The sequence below is a fragment of the Marinobacter pelagius genome, assembly GCF_900114925.1.
Classification (GTDB): Bacteria; Pseudomonadota; Gammaproteobacteria; order Pseudomonadales; family Oleiphilaceae; genus Marinobacter; species Marinobacter pelagius.
In genome coordinates, this window is the sequence record NZ_FOUR01000001.1 from 606,243 (window position 1) to 623,255 (window position 17,013).

General features: G+C 58.0%; 16 protein-coding genes. 1 reads left to right on the forward strand and 15 read right to left on the reverse strand.

Translation table 11 applies throughout. The annotated features are described in order from the left end of the window. Positions 1 to 27: 27 nt before the first annotated feature. From BM254_RS02760 to BM254_RS02780, 5 genes are all read right to left on the reverse strand, one after another. Positions 28 to 1,311 carry a TRAP transporter large permease gene (locus BM254_RS02760; protein ID WP_091998323.1) on the reverse strand — a complete coding sequence of 428 codons (1,284 nt, stop codon included), beginning with the start codon at positions 1,309 to 1,311 and terminating at the stop codon, positions 28 to 30. Further along, positions 1,311 to 1,904 carry a TRAP transporter small permease subunit gene (locus BM254_RS02765; RefSeq protein ID WP_091998326.1) on the reverse strand — a complete coding sequence of 198 codons (594 nt, stop codon included), beginning with the start codon at positions 1,902 to 1,904 and terminating at the stop codon, positions 1,311 to 1,313. Before BM254_RS02765 ends, BM254_RS02760 begins: the two co-directional genes overlap by 1 nt. Before the next feature lie 64 nt (positions 1,905 to 1,968). Next, positions 1,969 to 3,033 (reverse strand): TRAP transporter substrate-binding protein, encoded by a 1,065-nt coding sequence (locus BM254_RS02770; RefSeq protein WP_091998328.1) that lies wholly within the window; start codon positions 3,031 to 3,033, stop codon positions 1,969 to 1,971. A gap of 35 nt (positions 3,034 to 3,068) precedes the next feature. Next, the gene (locus tag BM254_RS02775) at positions 3,069 to 3,860 is read right to left on the reverse strand and encodes a putative hydro-lyase (protein WP_091998330.1); all 792 of its coding nucleotides are present in this window, start codon (positions 3,858 to 3,860) and stop codon (positions 3,069 to 3,071) included. Positions 3,861 to 3,976: 116 nt separating this feature from the next. Further along, the gene (locus BM254_RS02780) at positions 3,977 to 4,861 is read right to left on the reverse strand and encodes a LysR family transcriptional regulator (protein WP_091998332.1); all 885 of its coding nucleotides are present in this window, start codon (positions 4,859 to 4,861) and stop codon (positions 3,977 to 3,979) included. Between the two features lie 273 nt (positions 4,862 to 5,134). Between BM254_RS02780 and BM254_RS02785 the strand changes: the two genes are divergently transcribed. Beyond that, positions 5,135 to 5,737, forward strand: coding sequence for a cysteine hydrolase family protein (locus BM254_RS02785; RefSeq protein ID WP_091998334.1), 603 nt, complete (start codon positions 5,135 to 5,137; stop codon positions 5,735 to 5,737). A 107-nt stretch (positions 5,738 to 5,844) separates the two neighbouring features. Here the strand turns inward: BM254_RS02785 and BM254_RS02790 are convergent, their stop codons facing one another. The 10 genes from BM254_RS02790 to atpA all read right to left on the reverse strand — a co-directional run bounded on the left by BM254_RS02790 (position 5,845) and on the right by atpA (position 16,986). Beyond that, positions 5,845 to 6,567, reverse strand: a complete 723-nt coding sequence (locus BM254_RS02790) for an amino acid ABC transporter ATP-binding protein (RefSeq protein WP_091998336.1) — start codon at positions 6,565 to 6,567, stop codon at positions 5,845 to 5,847. After that, a complete protein-coding gene (locus BM254_RS02795) occupies positions 6,564 to 7,217 on the reverse strand; it encodes an amino acid ABC transporter permease (protein WP_091998338.1) in 654 nt (217 codons plus the stop codon). Before BM254_RS02795 ends, BM254_RS02790 begins: the two co-directional genes overlap by 4 nt. Beyond that, positions 7,217 to 7,882, reverse strand: coding sequence for an amino acid ABC transporter permease (locus tag BM254_RS02800; protein WP_091998340.1), 666 nt, complete (start codon positions 7,880 to 7,882; stop codon positions 7,217 to 7,219). The genes BM254_RS02795 and BM254_RS02800 overlap by 1 nt, the downstream gene beginning before the upstream one ends. A gap of 152 nt (positions 7,883 to 8,034) precedes the next feature. After that, positions 8,035 to 8,853, reverse strand: a complete 819-nt coding sequence (locus tag BM254_RS02805; protein WP_091998343.1) for a transporter substrate-binding domain-containing protein — start codon at positions 8,851 to 8,853, stop codon at positions 8,035 to 8,037. A 364-nt stretch (positions 8,854 to 9,217) separates the two neighbouring features. Next, the gene (gene glmS, locus BM254_RS02810; protein WP_091998344.1) at positions 9,218 to 11,050 is read right to left on the reverse strand and encodes a glutamine--fructose-6-phosphate transaminase (isomerizing); all 1,833 of its coding nucleotides are present in this window, start codon (positions 11,048 to 11,050) and stop codon (positions 9,218 to 9,220) included. Between the two features lie 30 nt (positions 11,051 to 11,080). Continuing rightward, a complete protein-coding gene (gene glmU / locus BM254_RS02815; RefSeq protein ID WP_091998346.1) occupies positions 11,081 to 12,445 on the reverse strand; it encodes a bifunctional UDP-N-acetylglucosamine diphosphorylase/glucosamine-1-phosphate N-acetyltransferase GlmU in 1,365 nt (454 codons plus the stop codon). 141 nt (positions 12,446 to 12,586) lie between these two features. Continuing rightward, complete coding sequence (locus tag BM254_RS02820; protein ID WP_091998348.1) at positions 12,587 to 13,009, reverse strand: F0F1 ATP synthase subunit epsilon; 423 nt, start codon at positions 13,007 to 13,009, stop codon at positions 12,587 to 12,589. 48 nt (positions 13,010 to 13,057) lie between these two features. Further along, a complete protein-coding gene (gene atpD, locus BM254_RS02825; RefSeq protein ID WP_091998350.1) occupies positions 13,058 to 14,449 on the reverse strand; it encodes a F0F1 ATP synthase subunit beta in 1,392 nt (463 codons plus the stop codon). A gap of 54 nt (positions 14,450 to 14,503) precedes the next feature. Next, positions 14,504 to 15,367, reverse strand: a complete 864-nt coding sequence (gene atpG / locus BM254_RS02830) for a F0F1 ATP synthase subunit gamma (RefSeq protein ID WP_091998352.1) — start codon at positions 15,365 to 15,367, stop codon at positions 14,504 to 14,506. Between the two features lie 74 nt (positions 15,368 to 15,441). After that, positions 15,442 to 16,986 carry a F0F1 ATP synthase subunit alpha gene (gene atpA, locus BM254_RS02835; RefSeq protein ID WP_091998354.1) on the reverse strand — a complete coding sequence of 515 codons (1,545 nt, stop codon included), beginning with the start codon at positions 16,984 to 16,986 and terminating at the stop codon, positions 15,442 to 15,444. Positions 16,987 to 17,013: the final 27 nt, after the last annotated feature.

Below are 17,013 nucleotides of genomic sequence, written 5' to 3' on the forward strand. Positions count from 1 at the left end.
CTCCTGTTGTTGTCAGCCGGTTACTGATCAGTTCAAAAGATCCGGCAGGAACATGGCGATGGACGGGAACAGAACCAGCGCCACTGCCATCAGCAGCATCATTGCCACATACGGCATCGCTCCGACCATCACATCGTTGAAAGAACCGCCCTGGCGCACCCCCTGGACAACGTAGAGGTTGAGCCCCACCGGCGGGGTAATCAGTGCCATTTCGATCAGCAGGATCAGCAGAATGCCGAACCAGACCGGATCAAAGCCCATGCCGATGATGATAGGCGCCACAATCGGAATGGTAATAACCATCAGCGACAGGGTCTCGATGAAGAAGCCCAGGATAATGTACAGGGCGATCACCAGCAGCAGGGTCGAATAGGGACCCAGGCCCGCGGACTCCAGGAACGCCGTCAGCTCCCGGGTGATGCCCGCCGAGGCCAGAACGAAGTTCAGGAAATAGGAGGCGATAATGATCAGCATGATCATGCCGGTGGTGCGCATGGTGCCCTCAAGGGCTTCCATCACCACGGTCTTGGTCAGCTTGCCCATGGACAGGGCAATCGCGAAAGCCCCGATGACACCAAGCGACGCCGCCTCGGTGGGCGTGGCCCAGCCGGCGTAGATGGAACCGACCACGATGCCGAACAGCACCAGGACCGGCACCAGGTGTTTCAGCCCGGCAAACCGTTCGCCCCAGGAGTGATGGGTGCTCGGACCTCCCATCGAAGGCCGCCACAGGCAGATAAGCGCAGTGCCAACCACGAACAGCAGTGCCAGCAACAGACCCGGGATCAGGCCGGCGGCGAACAGCTGGGGGATCGAGGTCTCGGTCAGGAAGCCATAGACAATCAGGTTGATGGACGGCGGAATCATGATGCCCAGGGTGCCGCCGGCGGCAATCGAGCCGGTAAACAGCCGTGGGTCGTAGTTCATTTCCTTGCCCTGGGGAATGGCCACGGTACCGATGGTGGCCGCCGTGGCGACACTGGAGCCCGAGGTGGCGGAAAACAGGGTGGCTGTTCCAACGTTGGCGTGCAGCAGACCACCGGGCAGCCACGACAACCAGCTCTCCAGGGCCCGGTAGGTACCCTTGGCAATCCCCGTACGCACCAGGATTTCACCCAGCAGGATAAACAGTGGAATGGCAATCAGCAGGAAACTGTTGGACGCCGACCACAACACGTCCCCCATGGCATTGACCAGGGGAAACGGCGAGAAAAATTCATCGAGAAACAGTCCCAGCACGATCAGAGTGGCGGCAACCGGGACACTCAGCAGCAGAAGGACCAGCAGGACCAGCAGGGTTATCAGAATCATCAGTTGGTTTCCCCTTTCTCATCACTGATCTGTTCATCCAGGGTCGGACTACCCGCCAGCCACTGGACCTCATCCACGTGGCCACCGATCACGCCCAGCAGAACCCGAAGCGACATCAACACGACCGCGATGGAAAACCAGACCAGGCCCAGAAACCAAAGGGCCTGGGGAATCCATACCGGTGTGCCCAGGGGTGTATTGGCCCGGGCACCGCCGCTGAAGGAATGTTCGGTAACGCCAAAGGCAGCTCCCACCACCAGAACGCAGAACAGGGCCAGGGACAGCAAGGCCACCAGGTCCAGCACGCCACGGACACTGACCGGGAATTTCAGGTACAGCGCATCGATCCGGATGTGGGCCTTGCGCATCAGCGTGTAGGCAAACGCCCAACTGGTGCTGATGGCCATGACATACCCGGTGATTTCGGTGGCATGCACGTTCGAACGCCCGAAAAACTGGCGGGACAGTACCTCGATGGTCACCAGGATCACCGTCAGAAGAATCAGAAGTCCGCCGGCCCGGGCCAGCCAGAGTGACCCGGTACGGACGCCCTGAAGAATCCGGTCGAGTCCGGACGTTACCTGTTCCAACATAGTGTTCTCCGGAACGGGCCGGCAGCTACCGGCCCGTTCTCTGTCTCTGGAAGGTTAAGCAGGGTTACTTGGAGGCCTTGAGACCGCTGACACTGCCAATGGTCTCGTTCCAGCGGTCCACCCAGCGCTGGTCCACCCGGGCGGCCCAGTTCGGCAGCAGGGTTTCTTCCAGGTGACGGGAGACCTGCTCGAAATCGCTCTCGGTAGCTTCCACCAGAACCATGTCGCCGGGCTCACCACGGGAACACTCACCCTGCCCGGTCAGGCAGGCAATACCCTCCTTGGTCTCGTCTACTGCGGAAGCCCATACCGGCTGTTCGTAGTTCTCCTTGATTTCTTTCAGCAACCATTCCTGGGTCTCGGGAGACAGGGATTTCCACTTGTTGCCATTCATGGCGGTGACCACATGGTCCCAGCCACCGACCGGCAGCGGGTACAGATGGGTCGAGACTTCATACCAGCCGGAGCTGTAGCCGGAGAGGGAACCGGTGACGGCACAGTCGATAACGCCGCGCTGCAAGGCACCCGGTACTTCGCTGAAGTTCAGGGTGATACCTTCCGCACCCAGGGCTTCCAGGAACTCGGCGGTGGTGCGGCCGCTGGCACGAACCTTCTTGCCGGCAAGATCCGACAGGCCACCAATCTCGGTATTACAGAACACCACCTGGGACGGGTACGGGGCCACCGCCAGTACCTTGGCACCGTCAAACCGTTCGCTGAAGGCGTCATCCAGAACCGGCCAGTAGGCCTCGGCGATCTTGCGGGCGGTTTCCACATCCGGCGCGATCATGGGCATGTCCAGCCCCTCAAGTTCCGGCGCGTCCTGGACGGCGTAATCGGCCACCGTGGAGGTAACTTCGATGACATTCCGGGCCATCAGGCGATACACCTCGCCGCCTCCCAGGCCCATCTGGTCAAAGGTGGTGACTTCGGTGGATATGTTGCCACCGGAAGCCTCGGGGATGTGCTTGCTCCAGAACGGCTGCTCGAAGTTCTGGTACAGGGACAGGCTGCTCCAGCTGCCGACGTAGGAAATGCTGGTCTCGTCGATCTCCTGGGCGGAGGCTTGACCAGCCAGGGCCAGGGTTACGGCAGCGACAGCGGAGGTAAGATGCTTCTTGTTGATCATGGGATGGTTCCTCTTCTCTTTGTTGTCGTTCGTTTTTACAGCAGGGCCACGTGACTTTCGGGAATATCCGTTACCAGCATGTAGCCCGGATTGTGGGTGATCGCGAATGGAACGCCGGCATCCATCAACACCTGTTGGGGTGTCACACCGCAGGCCCAGAAGACCGGGATCTCATCAGTATGGACCGAAACCGCGTCGCCGTAGTCCGGATGCGCCAGATCGGAAATGCCGATCAGGGCGGGATCGCCCAGATGCACCGGAGCGCCATGGGCCTGGGGATAACGGGTGGTGATCTGGATGGCGCGGATGGCCTGGGCTGCCCGGAACGGCCGCATGGATACCACCATCCGGCCAGCAAAACCGCCGGCGGTCTGGAGCGGGATCGAGGTCTTGAACATGGGCACGTTGCGGCCTTCGTCGATATGACGCACGGCCACGCCGTTCTGCACCAGGGCGTGTTCAAAACTGAACGAGCAGCCCAGTGCGAAAGTCACCAGATCATCCCGCCAGAGGCCGGAGACATCCGGAAGGGTTTCGGACAGCTGGCCATCACGGTAGACACAGTAGGACGGCACGTCGCGGGCAATATCCAGGTCATCGGCCAGGATGTCACAACCGCGCTGGCCGGGCTCGCTGACGGCAATCAAGGGGCACGGCTTCGGGTTGGCCTGGCAGAATCTCAGGAACCCGTTGGCCTGGGCCTCGGGAAGTATGACCAGGTTGACCTGAACGAAGCCGTTGGCCAGGCCGGCCGTTGGGCTGATCAGGCTACCATCACGGGCCCGGAGCCGGACCGCTTGAGCGGGGGAAGTATTGGAATTGGTCATTTTTTCGCCTTGTACTGGTTTCTACTTAAGTTAAGGCGAAAACAATGATCAATTCCAATTGATAATAAGGATCTTAATTGATCGAAAAACCTGATCAGTTACAAAAATCAGGTTTTTTAGTCCTTTTCGGAAGCGACCAGCGCCAGCGACAGATCCGCCACCGCGCGAACCACATGCGCCCCGGGAGCCGTCATATAGGCGACGTTGAACACCAGGTCCGGAAGGGTCGCCTCCACCCGGAACTCCCGCAATTTGCCGGAGGCCAGCTCACTGGTCACGATCTCCCGGGGCAAGGCGCTAACGCCAATGCCGTCCACCGTCATCCGGATGATGGTTGAAAGCGACGAACTGGAGTGAATCTGGATGGAACGCCCCACGGGATGAACCAGTGACCGGATATGGGCGTGAGGCTCGCTCATGCGCGGGTAAGTGATGATCGGAATCCGTGCCAGTGAGGACAGGCTGAGCGGGTCTTCGGGCAGGGTCATTTTCGAGCTGGCAACCCAGGTCAGGGAATAACTGTAGAAGGGTTTGGTGACAAAATCCTCGTGCCGGACATCGCCGATCAGAAACGCGATGTCCACCTCCCGTTTGATCAGTTTCTCGGCAAGATTGATGGAGATGTCGACATCCAGCTCCAGGTTGATCGCCGGATAGGTTTCGTTGATCCGCTCGATCAGTTTCGGCAGCCAGGTGTAGGCAATGGTCTCCGCCACCCCGAGCCGGATAGTGCCGTGGATGGACTCCGGATCGGCTACCTTTTCCAGCAATTCCCGGTGAAGTTCCAGGATTTTCTCGGCATAAATCAGCAATTCCCGTCCTTTTGCCGTCAGCACGGCACTACGGCCGGAGCGGTCGAACAACTCGACACCAAGCTCGTCCTCAAGCCCGGAAATACGGGCCGAAATCGTGGGCTGGGAGGCATAGAGCTTGTCACCGGTCGCGCGGAAGCTGCCCAGCTTGGCAATCCAGTAGAAGGTTTCGAGGGATCTGATGTTCATCGGCTACCTGATCAAGATACCTGTTGAGCTGGCGTACCAACCGGCTGACACCGGTACCAAAGCACCGGAACTAACGTAGCAGGTGATTGCACCACCCGGGTGCTTCCCTTTTAGCCATTCGTTCAGTAGCTTCGGAGGGGATGATTACCTCTCATACCGGTTTCGCCTCCAGCATAAGTCGAGTCGGGGAGGAATGACAGGTCTCGTTAATCCAGGTAGTTACGCAAGCCGTAATTCGGTTGCCAACGACGAATAAAGACAAAGGAGAGCATCATGAGTAATCCCCAAACCCTTCGTGATCTGGTCGGGCTTGGCAATAGCGCAAGCCCCATCAGTTCCTCGGCACTGGTCATCATCGACGCCCAACAGACCTATCGGGAAGGCGTCATGCAACTCGAGGGTGTCGAGCCCGCGCTGGAGGAATGCCGCAAGCTGCTGGACCGGTTCCGTGCCGCCGGACGCCCGGTCTTTCATATCCAGCACGATGCGGGTGCCGGCTCCCCCTACGACATCAACGCCCCGATTGGCCAGATTGCCGATATCGTCGCACCGAAAGAGGGTGAGCCCGTTGTCACCAAGAACTACCCGAATTCTTTCGCCAGCACCGATCTGGACAAGCAGCTCAAGGAAGCGGGTATCGAGAACCTGATCCTGGTCGGTTTCATGTCACACATGTGCGTGAATGCCACAGCCCGGGAAGCGTTCTCCCTTGGTTACAACCCCACTGTAGTGGCTTCGGCCACCGCGACCCGGGCACTGCCATCCCCCATCTCAGGCGAGGTGATTCCGGCCGATCAGGTGCATATGGCTGCCCATACGGCGATCGCGGATCTGCCTTCGGCGGTGGTTGCGAGTGTGGCTGATGTTCCGGATTGAATTGCGATTGAAACTGTAGAGGCGAGTGTTCCCGGATCGTGCAGAAAGTTGGTTGGAGAGCCCGGGTCCACAAGCTCCCCAACCAGCGCCACGCCTGTGGCGACTTTTTAGCGCACTTTTGAAAGGAACTTCTGGGTGAGCGGGTTTTGCGGATCGGTAATCACCTGCCTGGCCTCACCAATCTCGGCAATAACGCCCTGGTGGAAATACGCCACTCGATCGGAGACGTCCCGTGCGAAGCCCATTTCATGGGTCACGCAGATCATGGTCATTCCCTCTTCCGCCAACAGGCGCAAGGTGTCCAGAACCTCGCCGACCAGCTCCGGGTCGAGTGCGGAGGTCACCTCATCAAGCAGCATGTAGTCGGGTTTCATGGCCAGTGCCCGGGCGATTGCCAGGCGCTGCTGCTGGCCGCCGGACATTTTGGTGGGGTATACGTCCAGCTTGTCACCCAGGCCCACGTGCTCGAGCTCCTTTTTGGCGATTTCCATCGCCTCGTCCCTGCTCATTTTCTTGACGATCCGGGGGGCAAGCGCCGCATTTTCCAGCACCGTCATGTGAGGAAAGGAGTTCCACTGCTGGAAGACCATGCCCAGTTTCTGGCGCAACTTGTCCTTGTTGGTCTCTTTGGCATGGACATCCACACCATCAACCAGGATTTTTCCACTGTTGATCGTCTCAATGGCATTGATGCAGTACAGCAGGGTCGACTTACCGCTGCCAGAGCCCCCGATAACACTCACGACCTCGCCTTTTTCCACATCCAGGCTCACGCCTTTCAGTACTTCAAGGTCTCCAAAGGATTTATGGACATTCTGTACGCTGATCATATTGCCATTTTCCTCTCAACATACCGGCCGTAATGGGACAGCGGGTAGGAAATAATGAAGTAAAAGATACCAACGCCTATCAGGATCTCGAGCGGCTGCTGGGTTCTTGAAATCAGTTGCTCCGAGGTGCGCAGCAATTCCATGTAACCGATGACCGAGACCAGGGCCGAGTCCTTGATCACACTGAGCGAGACACCCAGCCAGGACGGGAACACGGCACGCAACCCAATGGGTAACCGGATGTGGTAGATGGTTTGCCACTTGGTCATACCGAGCGAGCGCGCAGCTATCTGCATCGAGGGGCTGACACTCTCGAAGCCACTGCGAAATACCTCGCTCATGAAGGCCATGGTGTACAGCGAAAGTACGATGGAGCCCGCCACAAACGGCGCCAATGGGTTCCCCATCGCACCGACAAAGGTGGAGAACAGGATAAGCTGGATGATCAGGGGAACACTCCTGAGCACGTCCAGCACGCTGCCGAAAAGGACGTTGACAGCCTTGTTGCTCTCGGCACGCAGAAAACCGACGATCAAACCCAGTACAGTGCCCACAACGATTGCGACAACGGAGATGATGATGGTATTCCAGATACCGGTCAGGATCAGGCCGCTATCGCTCCATGACAGGGGTGTGAATAAGGAATTCATCAGATTTCCCCCTTGAAGAGTCTTCGAGCAAGCAGTGATGAGGTGAACAACACCAGCTTGGTGATGACAAAGTACATAACCGCCGCCACGATGAAGAACTCAAGCGTTCTGAACGACAATGACTGCAACCTCTGGGTGGTGCCGGAAAGCTCACTCATGCCCACAAGAATGCCCAACGAGCTCATCAGGATTGACCAGACAAACTGATTCGTCATCGGGTGATAGATGCGCCTGAGCATCTGCGGCAGGATGATGTACCGGTAAGCCTGAATGCTGGTCATGCCCAGGGATTTGGAGGCGCTGTACTGGGTAGCCGGAATCGACTGGAACCCACCCCGGAAGGTTTCGGTGAGGTAACCGGCATTGATGAACACCAGTGCACTCAGTACCGCAACATAGGGGCTCAGGTGTATGCCAAACGCCCCAAGGCCAAAATACGCCATGTAGATCTGGAACAGAGCCGGCGTGTTTCGGGCAACCTCGACCCAGACCGTTGCGACGTAGCAGAAGGGTTTGCTGTTGTTCATTTTGGCAATCGCCAGCAATATGGCGATCACAACGCCCAGGAACATGGCTAGAACAGAGACGTGCAGGGTAACAAACGCGCCGTTCAGCAACTCGGGCATATTCTGGAACACGATGTTCCAGTGAAATTCGTAGTCCATACCTTGGCCATTTTCTTAGAATGGAAGGAAACTCGACCCACGCTGATTGATAGCCGTGATCAGAAATCCGAGCCAGGGCATATGGGAATTTGCGCCTGGCTCGTAAGACGAGCCATGGCGACCCCCCGGTCGGGCGGCCGCCAATTCAGCGCTTACTTGTTGTCTCTCAGGGACTGGATCAGATCGGCGGGCGCGTCCACACCGAAATGCTTGTTGTAAGCCTTGTTCATGTTGCCGTCGCGGATCTGGTGAATCAGGAACAGATTCAGGTAGTTGATCCAGGCGGTTTCATCCCGCTTGGCAATGATGCCTACAACATCGTCGTAGTTGGGAACGTAAGGGCCAGCGACAAACTCTTCGAATTCCTTGCTTCGCAACTTGGTAGCGATGTTGGTGTTGGTTGAAATGATGGCGTCGACTTTGCCCTGGTACAGACCCAGGAAAGCATCGTTTTCAGATTTGAACGAGGTGTAATTGTCCCGGCCCCAGCCCTGTTGATCGGCATAAGCCAGGTATTCGGTTTCGTAGGTGGTTCCGAGAGCTGCACCGACTTTGAGATCCTTCAGATCCTCAAAGGAATCGATGTTCTTGTCTTCATGAGAGATCACCTGGAACTTGAAGACGAAGTACGGGTAGGTAAAGCCAACAGTCTTGGCACGTTCCAGGGTATCGGAGGTAGAACCGATTACAACATCGGTCTTGCCGGAAATCAGGGAGGGGATCCGGTCACCCCAGGTGAGGTTGAGGACATTCACGTCCACGCCGAGCACTTCGCCCAGGTCATTACAGTAATCGACGTCGAAACCGGCCGGTTCATTGTTTTCGTCGAAATACCCCATCGGCGGGAAATCCAGGACCACACCACAATTCAAAGTACCTCGTTGAATCACGGTGTCCAGCTGGTCGGCAGTGGCGCTCACGGATGTGAGGGCAGCACACGCGAATACTAGCGTTGCAAGTTTACGGATCATAGTTTGTCTCTCTTGTTCTTTTATCAGCAATTATTGCGTAATCGATATGCTTACATAGCGCCCGCTATGTGCAGAGAGCATACGATTTAAATACTACCGTAGATTTTTTAGTGAAAATTCTTGAAATTTCCCGTTTAGCAGACAATTTTCCTAAATTTTTTAAATTTAACCGACTTTTTTAAGCTGAAAACTCAAGAGGTGGAGAAAACAACAAGAGAGGACGTCGCAGTTCTGCCTTGCTAATAGGCAGAACTGCAGGGGAATTGTAGGGATGTTTCAGATAATACGCTTCGGAAACGTTTGAACTGGCAGCATTTTTGCGAGCTGGCGGCGACACTTGGCCATTGTTGGCGCGACGGTGGAATTACTCCACCGTCACACTCTTCGCCAGATTCCGCGGCTGGTCCACATCGGTACCCTTCAGTACAGCCACATGGTAGGACAGCAACTGCAGCGGTACGGTGTACACGATCGGTGCGGTGATCTCGTGCACAGACGGGATCTGCATCACGTGGACGCCTTCCTCCGGCTTCACATCCGCCGCCTTGTCGGCAAACACGAACAGTTCACCGCCCCGGGCACGGACTTCTTCCAGGTTGGACTTGAGCTTTTCCACCAGGTCGTTGTTCGGTGCGACGGTTACCACCGGCATTTCACTGTCCACCAGCGCCAGCGGGCCGTGCTTGAGCTCGCCGGCGGGGTAGGCTTCGGCGTGGATGTAGGAGATTTCCTTGAGCTTCAGGGCGCCTTCCAGGGCGACCGGGAACTGGGAGCCCCGACCCAGGAACAGGCTGTGGTGCTTGTCCATGAAGGCTTTGGAGAGCTCCTGGATTTCGCCATCCAGGGCCAGGATATCGTTGACCTGACCCGGGAGCTGATGGATGGCCTGCACGATCTCGGCTTCACGCTCTTCGCTCAGGCCATTGTGACGGGCCAGGGCCAGAGTGAAGATCAGCAGTGCGGTCAGCTGGGTGGTAAAGGCCTTGGTGGAGGCGACACCGATTTCCGGACCGGCCTGGGTCATGATCACCAGGTCCGACTCCCGCACCAGGGAACTGCCCGGTACGTTACAGATCGCCAGCGCTGCACGGAAACCGGCTTGCTTGGCCTGGCGCAAGGCGGCCAGGGTGTCGGCGGTCTCACCGGACTGGGAGATGCACAGGAACAGCGTGTCGGGCTGGATCACGTGCTTGCGGTAGCGGAACTCGGACGCCACTTCCACGGAACAGGGCACGCCGGCCAGTTCCTCGATCCAGTAACGGGCCACCATGCCGGCGTGGTAGGAGGTGCCGCAGGCGATGATCTGGACATGGCGAACGTTGTCCAGCAGGTTGGCCGCTTCGGTACCCAGGGCTTGTTCCAGCACCCGTGAATCGGTCAGCCGGCCTTCCATGGTGGCCTTGATCACTTTCGGCTGTTCGTAGATTTCCTTGAGCATGAAGTGGCGGTACTCGCCCTTGTCGGCGGAATCGGCGCCATGCTCGAAACGGGTGATCTGGCGCTCGACCGGCGTGCCCTCACGGTCGTGGATCTCGATCCGGTCCTTGCGGATATCAGCCATGTCGCCTTCTTCCAGGAACATGAACCGGTCGGTCACCGGCAGCAGGGCCAGCTGGTCCGAGGCGATGAAGTTCTCGCCGATACCGACGCCCACTACCAGCGGGCTGCCTTCCCGGCATACCACCAGGTGATCCGGCTCGTCGGCATGGACGACCGCCAGGGCGTAGGCACCGCGCAGGCGGGCAATCGCGGCTTTCACCGCAGCGTACAGTTCACCCAGTTCCCGGTAATTCTTCTCGATCAGGTGGGCGACCACCTCGGTGTCGGTCTGGGAGGTAAACTCGAAGCCGTCGGCTTTCAGTTCCTCACGCAGCTCCTGGTAGTTCTCGATGATGCCGTTGTGGACAATGGCCAGGCGCTCACCAGACATGTGCGGGTGGGCATTGAGCTGGGACGGCTCGCCGTGGGTGGCCCAGCGGGTATGGGCGATGCCCAGGTGACCGCTCAGGGGATTGGCCTCGATGGCCTCGGCCAGGGCCGCAACCTTGCCGACTTCACGGGCGCGCTGCACTTCATGCTTGCCGTCGATGACGGCCATACCCGCGGAGTCATAACCCCGGTACTCAAGGCGGCGCAGTCCCTCGAGCAAAATACCCTGGACGTCCCGTTCGGAAACCGCTCCTACAATCCCACACATGCTGTTGTCACCTGTTCGCTGATCGTTCGTTTATGCTTTTTTCGGCTTTTCCCAGCCGGAAATGTTGCGCTGGCGGCCACGGGCCACGGCCAGTTCGCTGTCTGCCACATCCCGGGTGATGGTGGAGCCGGCGCCGATGGTCGCCTCCGGGGCGATGGTAACCGGCGCGACCAGGGAGGTATTGGACCCCACGAAGACACCGTCACCGATCACGGTCCGGTACTTGTTCACCCCATCATAATTGCAGGTGATGGTACCTGCACCCACATTCACATTACGACCCAGGGAGGCATCACCCACGTAGCTCAGGTGATTGATCTTGCTGCCCTCGCCCACCACGGCTTTCTTGGTTTCGACGAAGTTGCCCACCTTGGTGTTGGCGGCCAGCTCGGTACCCGGACGCAGGCGGGCGAACGGGCCGATCTGGGCATTGGCGCCAACCACCGCGCCTTCAATCACGCTGTTGGCCTTGATCTCGGCGCCGTCGGCAATGGTGGCATCCTTGATCACGCAATTGGGGCCGATAACCACGTTGTTGCCGAGGCTGACCTTGCCCTCGAACACCGCGTTCACGTCGATCCACAGGTCGTTGCCGATAGTGAGTTCACCCCGGACGTCCACCCGGGCCGGATCCGCCAGGCTGGCGCCTTCGGTCATCAGGCGTTCGGCCTGCTGGCGCTGGAACCAGCGCTCCAGTTCCGCCAGTTGCACCCGGTTGTTCACGCCCTGGACCTCGAAAGGATTGAGCGGCTGGGACACCGTGACTTCCAACCCATGCTCCACCGCCATGGCGATGATGTCGGTCAAATAGTATTCGCCCTGGGCATTACTGTTGGACAGGGTCGGCAGCCAGCTTTTCAGATGCCTTGCGGAGACCGCCAGAATCCCGGTGTTCACTTCGTGGATGGCCTGCTGCTCGGCAGTGGCGTCCTTCTGCTCGACAATGGCCTGAACCTCACCCCGGTCATTGCGCACGATGCGACCATAACCATGGGGGTTGTCCATATCCACGGTCAGCAGCGCCAGGTTGCCCTCGTCCAGCTCGCTGACCATCGCCTCCAGGGTTTCCCGGCGGGTCAGGGGGACATCCCCGTACAGGACCAGCACCCGGGCATCATCCGGCAGGTCCGGCAGGGCCTGTGCGACGGCATGGCCGGTGCCCAGTTGTTCGGTCTGGAGTACCCAGTTCACCGTCTGATCGTCGAGGGAAGCACGCACCTGATCCGCACCATGGCCGATCACCGTGTGAATTTTCTCCGCCCCGAGCTGCTTGGCGGTATCCACCACGTGATGCAGCATGGCTTTGCCGGCCACCGGGTGCAGAACCTTGGGCAGTGCGGACTTCATTCTGGAACCCTGGCCGGCGGCCAGGATCACGACGTGTAACGGGCTCATGGAAAACTCAGGCTCCCGGGATGTTTGTTTGAATCAATAAAAAAGCCGCAACCATCGGGGCCGGATCGCCAACGCAGGGCGCTGGTATTCCAGCCGCTCAGGATGCGGCTTTGGTGTTCGGCAAACCCGAAACGAAAATGCTCAGCGCATTTTGTTACGCAGCTGCTGGATGGTACGAAGCTGAGCAACAGCCTCGGCCAGTTCCGCAGCAGCACGGGAATACTCGAATTCACCGGTCTTGTCGGCAAGTGCCTTCTCAGCCTCTTTCTGGGCTTCAAGCGCAGCAGCTTCGTCCACATCCTTTGCACGAACGGCTGTGTCTGCCAGCAAAGTCACCAGATTGGGCTGGACCTCCAGATATCCGCCGGACACGTAAAGAATCTCTTCTTCACCGCCCTGCTTGATGATCCGAATGGGACCAGGCTTCAGCTGGGTCAGCAGCGGAGCGTGACCCGGGGCAATACCCAGGTCACCTTCAGAGCCCGCTGCGATCAGCATCTCTACCAATCCGGAATAGATCTTTGTTTCGGCACTTACCACGTCACAATGCACGGTCATACCCATGTCAGTTGCCTCTTTGATCGATCCGGAAATTCGGGCTTGGGCTTCAGTTTACTCGCCCTTGCTCTTCATTTCCTTCGCTTTCTCGACCGCTTCCTCGATGGTACCGACCATGTAGAACGCCTGCTCAGGCATGTCGTCATAGTCGCCGTTGAGGATGCCCTTAAAGCTGCTGATGGTCTCCTTCAGAGACACGTACTTACCGGGGGAGCCGGTGAATACTTCAGCAACGTGGAACGGCTGGGACAGAAAACGCTCGATCTTACGGGCACGGGCTACAGTCAGCTTGTCTTCTTCTGACAGTTCGTCCATACCCAGGATGGCGATGATGTCTTTCAGTTCCTTGTAGCGCTGCAGGTTGGTCTGCACGCCACGAGCCACTTCGTAGTGCTCCTGACCGATGATCAGCGGATCCAGCTGACGAGAGGTGGAATCCAGCGGATCGATCGCCGGGTAGATACCCTTGGAGGCGATGTCACGGCTCAGTACCACGGTCGCATCCAGGTGCGAGAAGGTGGTGGCCGGGGAGGGGTCAGTCAAGTCATCCGCCGGTACGTAGACCGCCTGGATGGAAGTGATGGAACCGGTCTTGGTGGAGGTGATCCGCTCCTGCAGCTGACCCATCTCTTCGGCCAGGGTCGGCTGGTAACCTACCGCGGACGGCATACGGCCCAGCAGTGCGGATACCTCGGTACCGGCCAGGGTGTAACGGTAGATGTTGTCAACGAACAACAGTACGTCACGACCTTCGTCACGGAACTTCTCGGCCATGGTGAGACCGGTCAGGGCCACACGCAGACGGTTTCCGGGAGGCTCGTTCATCTGGCCGTAAACCATGGCAACCTTATCGAGAACGTTGGACTCCTTCATTTCATAGTAGAAGTCGTTACCTTCCCGGGTCCGCTCACCAACACCCGCGAATACGGAGAGACCGGAGTGCTCTTTCGCGATGTTGTTGATCAGCTCCATCATGTTTACGGTCTTGCCTACACCGGCACCACCGAACAGGCCAACCTTACCACCCTTGGCGAACGGGCAGATCAGGTCGATAACCTTGATGCCGGTTTCCAGCAGGTCGGCGGACGCTGCCTGGTCGGCATAGCCCGGCGCCTTGCGGTGGATAGCCCAGCGCTCTTCTTCACCAATGTCGCCCTGCTCGTCGATGGGACGACCCAGAACGTCCATGATCCGGCCCAGAGTCTGTGTACCAACCGGTACAGAGATCGGCTTGCCGGTGTTTTCTGCTTTCAGGCCACGCTTCAGGCCCTCGGTGCTGCCCATGGCGATGGTACGAACAATGCCGTCACCCAGCTGCTGCTGGACTTCCAGAGTTGTTTCGCCACCTTCAAGCAGCAGTGCGTCATATACGTTGGGTACGGAGTCACGTGGGAATTCCACGTCGATAACCGCGCCAATGATCTGAACGATTTGTCCGCTACTCATGCTCGGTTCCTCGTTATCTTGATAGTCAATAAAACCAGTTGGATCGTGGGGTGATCAGACCGAAGCCGCACCGCTCACAATCTCTGAAATCTCTTGGGTGATGGCTGCCTGACGCGCCTTGTTATAAGCCAGCTGAAGTTCGTCGATAATGCTACCGGCGTTATCAGTTGCGCTCTTCATGGCGATCATCCGGGCTGCCTGTTCACATGCCAGATTCTCTACCACACCCTGGTATACCTGGGATTCAATAAAACGTGGCAGAAGGCCATCGAGGATCTGCCTGGCATCGGGCTCGTAGAGATAATCCCACTGGTTCTTGATCTCTTCTTCGTCTTCGCTCGGAGGCAGGGGCAGAAGCTGCTCCACCTTCGGGCTCTGGGTCATGGTGTTGACGAACTCGTTGCTTACCACGTATAGGCGATCGATCTTGCCTTCCGAGAACGCGTCCAACATGACCTTGACGTTGCCGATGAGTTTTTCGGAGCTCGGGCTGTCACCCATATGGGTCAATGCCGCAACGACGTTGCCGCCGTAGCTCCGGAAAAAGGAAGCCCCTTTCTGCCCGATGGCGCACAGATCGGTTTCGACCCCTTTTTCTTTCCACGCTTTCATTTCACGGACAAGCGCTTTGAACAGGTTGATGTTCAGACCACCGCAGAGGCCACGATCAGTCGACACCACGATATAGCCCACGCGCTTGACCTCGCGCTCGACCATGAACGGGTGCTTGTACTGAGCATTCGCCTTGGCAATGTGCCCGATCACCTGACGCATCTTGTCGGCATACGGGCGAGTCGCCTGCATGCGCTCCTGAGCCTTCCGCATCTTACTCGCAGCCACCATTTCCATGGCGCTGGTGATTTTCTGCGTGCTCTTGATGCTTGAAATCTGGTTACGTATTTCTTTGCCGACGGCCATAACTCACTGCCTTCTCAAGTTAGACACTCGTTGCTACGAAAGCGGCCCGCGACTGATGCCGCAGGCCCGATTTCTTACCAGCTCTGAGTGGTCTTGAATTTCTCAAGTGCAGCTTTCAGGCCGGAAGCGATTTCGTCGTTGTAATCGCCTTTCTCGTTGATCTTGTCGAGGAGGTCTTTCTGCTCGGAGCGCATCCAGTCGAGCATCTGCGCTTCGAACTTAACCACCTTGTCGACATCAACGTCGTCCAGGAAGCCTTCGTTGGCTGCAAACAGAACCGTGCCCATCTCAGCCACGGACATCGGGCTGTACTGGTTCTGCTTCATGAGTTCCGTAACACGCTGACCGTGCTCAAGCTGCTTACGGGTTGCTTCGTCGAGATCGGAAGCAAACTGGGCGAAAGCGGCCAGTTCACGATACTGGGCCAGGGCCAGACGGATGTTACCGCCAAGCTTCTTCATGATCTTGGTCTGGGCGGAACCACCTACCCGGGATACGGAGATACCGGCGTTCATCGCCGGACGGATACCGGAGTTGAACAGGTTGGTTTCCAGGAAGATCTGGCCGTCGGTGATGGAGATCACGTTGGTCGGTACGAATGCGGAAACGTCACCGGCCTGGGTCTCGATGATCGGCAGTGCGGTCAGAGAACCGGTCTTGCCTTTCACTTCACCGTTGGTGAACTCCTCCACGTAGTCAGCGTTAACGCGGGAAGCGCGCTCGAGCAGACGTGAGTGCAGGTAGAATACGTCACCCGGGTAAGCTTCACGGCCCGGCGGACGACGCAGCAGCAGGGAGATCTGGCGGTAAGCCACAGCCTGCTTGGACAGGTCGTCGTAAATGATCAGGGCGTCCTGACCACGGTCACGGAAGTATTCACCCATGGAGGTACCGGCGTACGGAGCCAGGAACTGCATGGAAGCAGGATCCGCAGCACCCGCGGCAACCACGATGGTGTGGTCCATGGCGCCGTGCTCTTCGAGCTTACGTACCACAGCGGCGATGGAAGACTGCTTCTGGCCAACGGCAACGTAGATACACTTGATGCCGGTGTCCTTCTGGTTGATGATCGCGTCGATCGCAACCGCAGTCTTACCGATCTGACGGTCACCGATGATCAGCTCACGCTGACCGCGACCGATCGGCACCATGGTGTCGATGGCTTTCAGACCGGTCTGGACCGGCTCGTCAACGGACTGACGAGCGATAACGCCGGGTGCAACCTTCTCGACCGGGGAGGTCAGCTCGGTGCCCAGATCGCCCTTGCCGTCGATCGGATTACCCAGGGCGTCAACCACACGACCCATCAGCTCCGGACCTACCGGAACTTCCAGGATGCGGCCGGTACAACGAACCTTCTGACCTTCGGCCAGATCTTCGTAGTCACCCAGTACAACCGCACCAACGGAATCACGCTCCAGGTTCAGAGCCATACCGAAAGTGCCGTTGGCGAATTCAATCATCTCACCGTACATAACGTCGGCGAGACCGTGGATCAGCACGATACCGTCAGAAACAGACAGGATCGTACCTTCGTTCTTTGCTTCGGAAGAGATATCGAGCTTCTCGATTCTCTTCTTGATGATGTCACTGATCTCGGATGGATTCAGTTGCTGCATGCCAATATCCTCAAACCTTGTGCTGAA

Coding starts and splice junctions, on each gene's coding strand:
- BM254_RS02775 (WP_091998330.1), bottom strand. CDS start 3,860: ATGACCAATTCCAATACTTCCCCCGCTCAAGCGGTCCGGCTCCGGGCC.
- atpD (WP_091998350.1), bottom strand. CDS start 14,449: ATGAGTAGCGGACAAATCGTTCAGATCATTGGCGCGGTTATCGACGTG.
- BM254_RS02780 (WP_091998332.1), bottom strand. CDS start 4,861: ATGAACATCAGATCCCTCGAAACCTTCTACTGGATTGCCAAGCTGGGC.
- BM254_RS02765 (WP_091998326.1), bottom strand. CDS start 1,904: ATGTTGGAACAGGTAACGTCCGGACTCGACCGGATTCTTCAGGGCGTC.
- BM254_RS02770 (WP_091998328.1), bottom strand. CDS start 3,033: ATGATCAACAAGAAGCATCTTACCTCCGCTGTCGCTGCCGTAACCCTG.
- atpA (WP_091998354.1), bottom strand. CDS start 16,986: ATGCAGCAACTGAATCCATCCGAGATCAGTGACATCATCAAGAAGAGA.
- BM254_RS02800 (WP_091998340.1), bottom strand. CDS start 7,882: ATGGACTACGAATTTCACTGGAACATCGTGTTCCAGAATATGCCCGAG.
- BM254_RS02760 (WP_091998323.1), bottom strand. CDS start 1,311: ATGATTCTGATAACCCTGCTGGTCCTGCTGGTCCTTCTGCTGCTGAGT.
- atpG (WP_091998352.1), bottom strand. CDS start 15,367: ATGGCCGTCGGCAAAGAAATACGTAACCAGATTTCAAGCATCAAGAGC.
- glmU (WP_091998346.1), bottom strand. CDS start 12,445: ATGAGCCCGTTACACGTCGTGATCCTGGCCGCCGGCCAGGGTTCCAGA.
- BM254_RS02795 (WP_091998338.1), bottom strand. CDS start 7,217: ATGAATTCCTTATTCACACCCCTGTCATGGAGCGATAGCGGCCTGATC.
- BM254_RS02790 (WP_091998336.1), bottom strand. CDS start 6,567: ATGATCAGCGTACAGAATGTCCATAAATCCTTTGGAGACCTTGAAGTA.
- glmS (WP_091998344.1), bottom strand. CDS start 11,050: ATGTGTGGGATTGTAGGAGCGGTTTCCGAACGGGACGTCCAGGGTATT.
- BM254_RS02785 (WP_091998334.1), top strand. CDS start 5,135: ATGAGTAATCCCCAAACCCTTCGTGATCTGGTCGGGCTTGGCAATAGC.
- BM254_RS02805 (WP_091998343.1), bottom strand. CDS start 8,853: ATGATCCGTAAACTTGCAACGCTAGTATTCGCGTGTGCTGCCCTCACA.
- BM254_RS02820 (WP_091998348.1), bottom strand. CDS start 13,009: ATGGGTATGACCGTGCATTGTGACGTGGTAAGTGCCGAAACAAAGATC.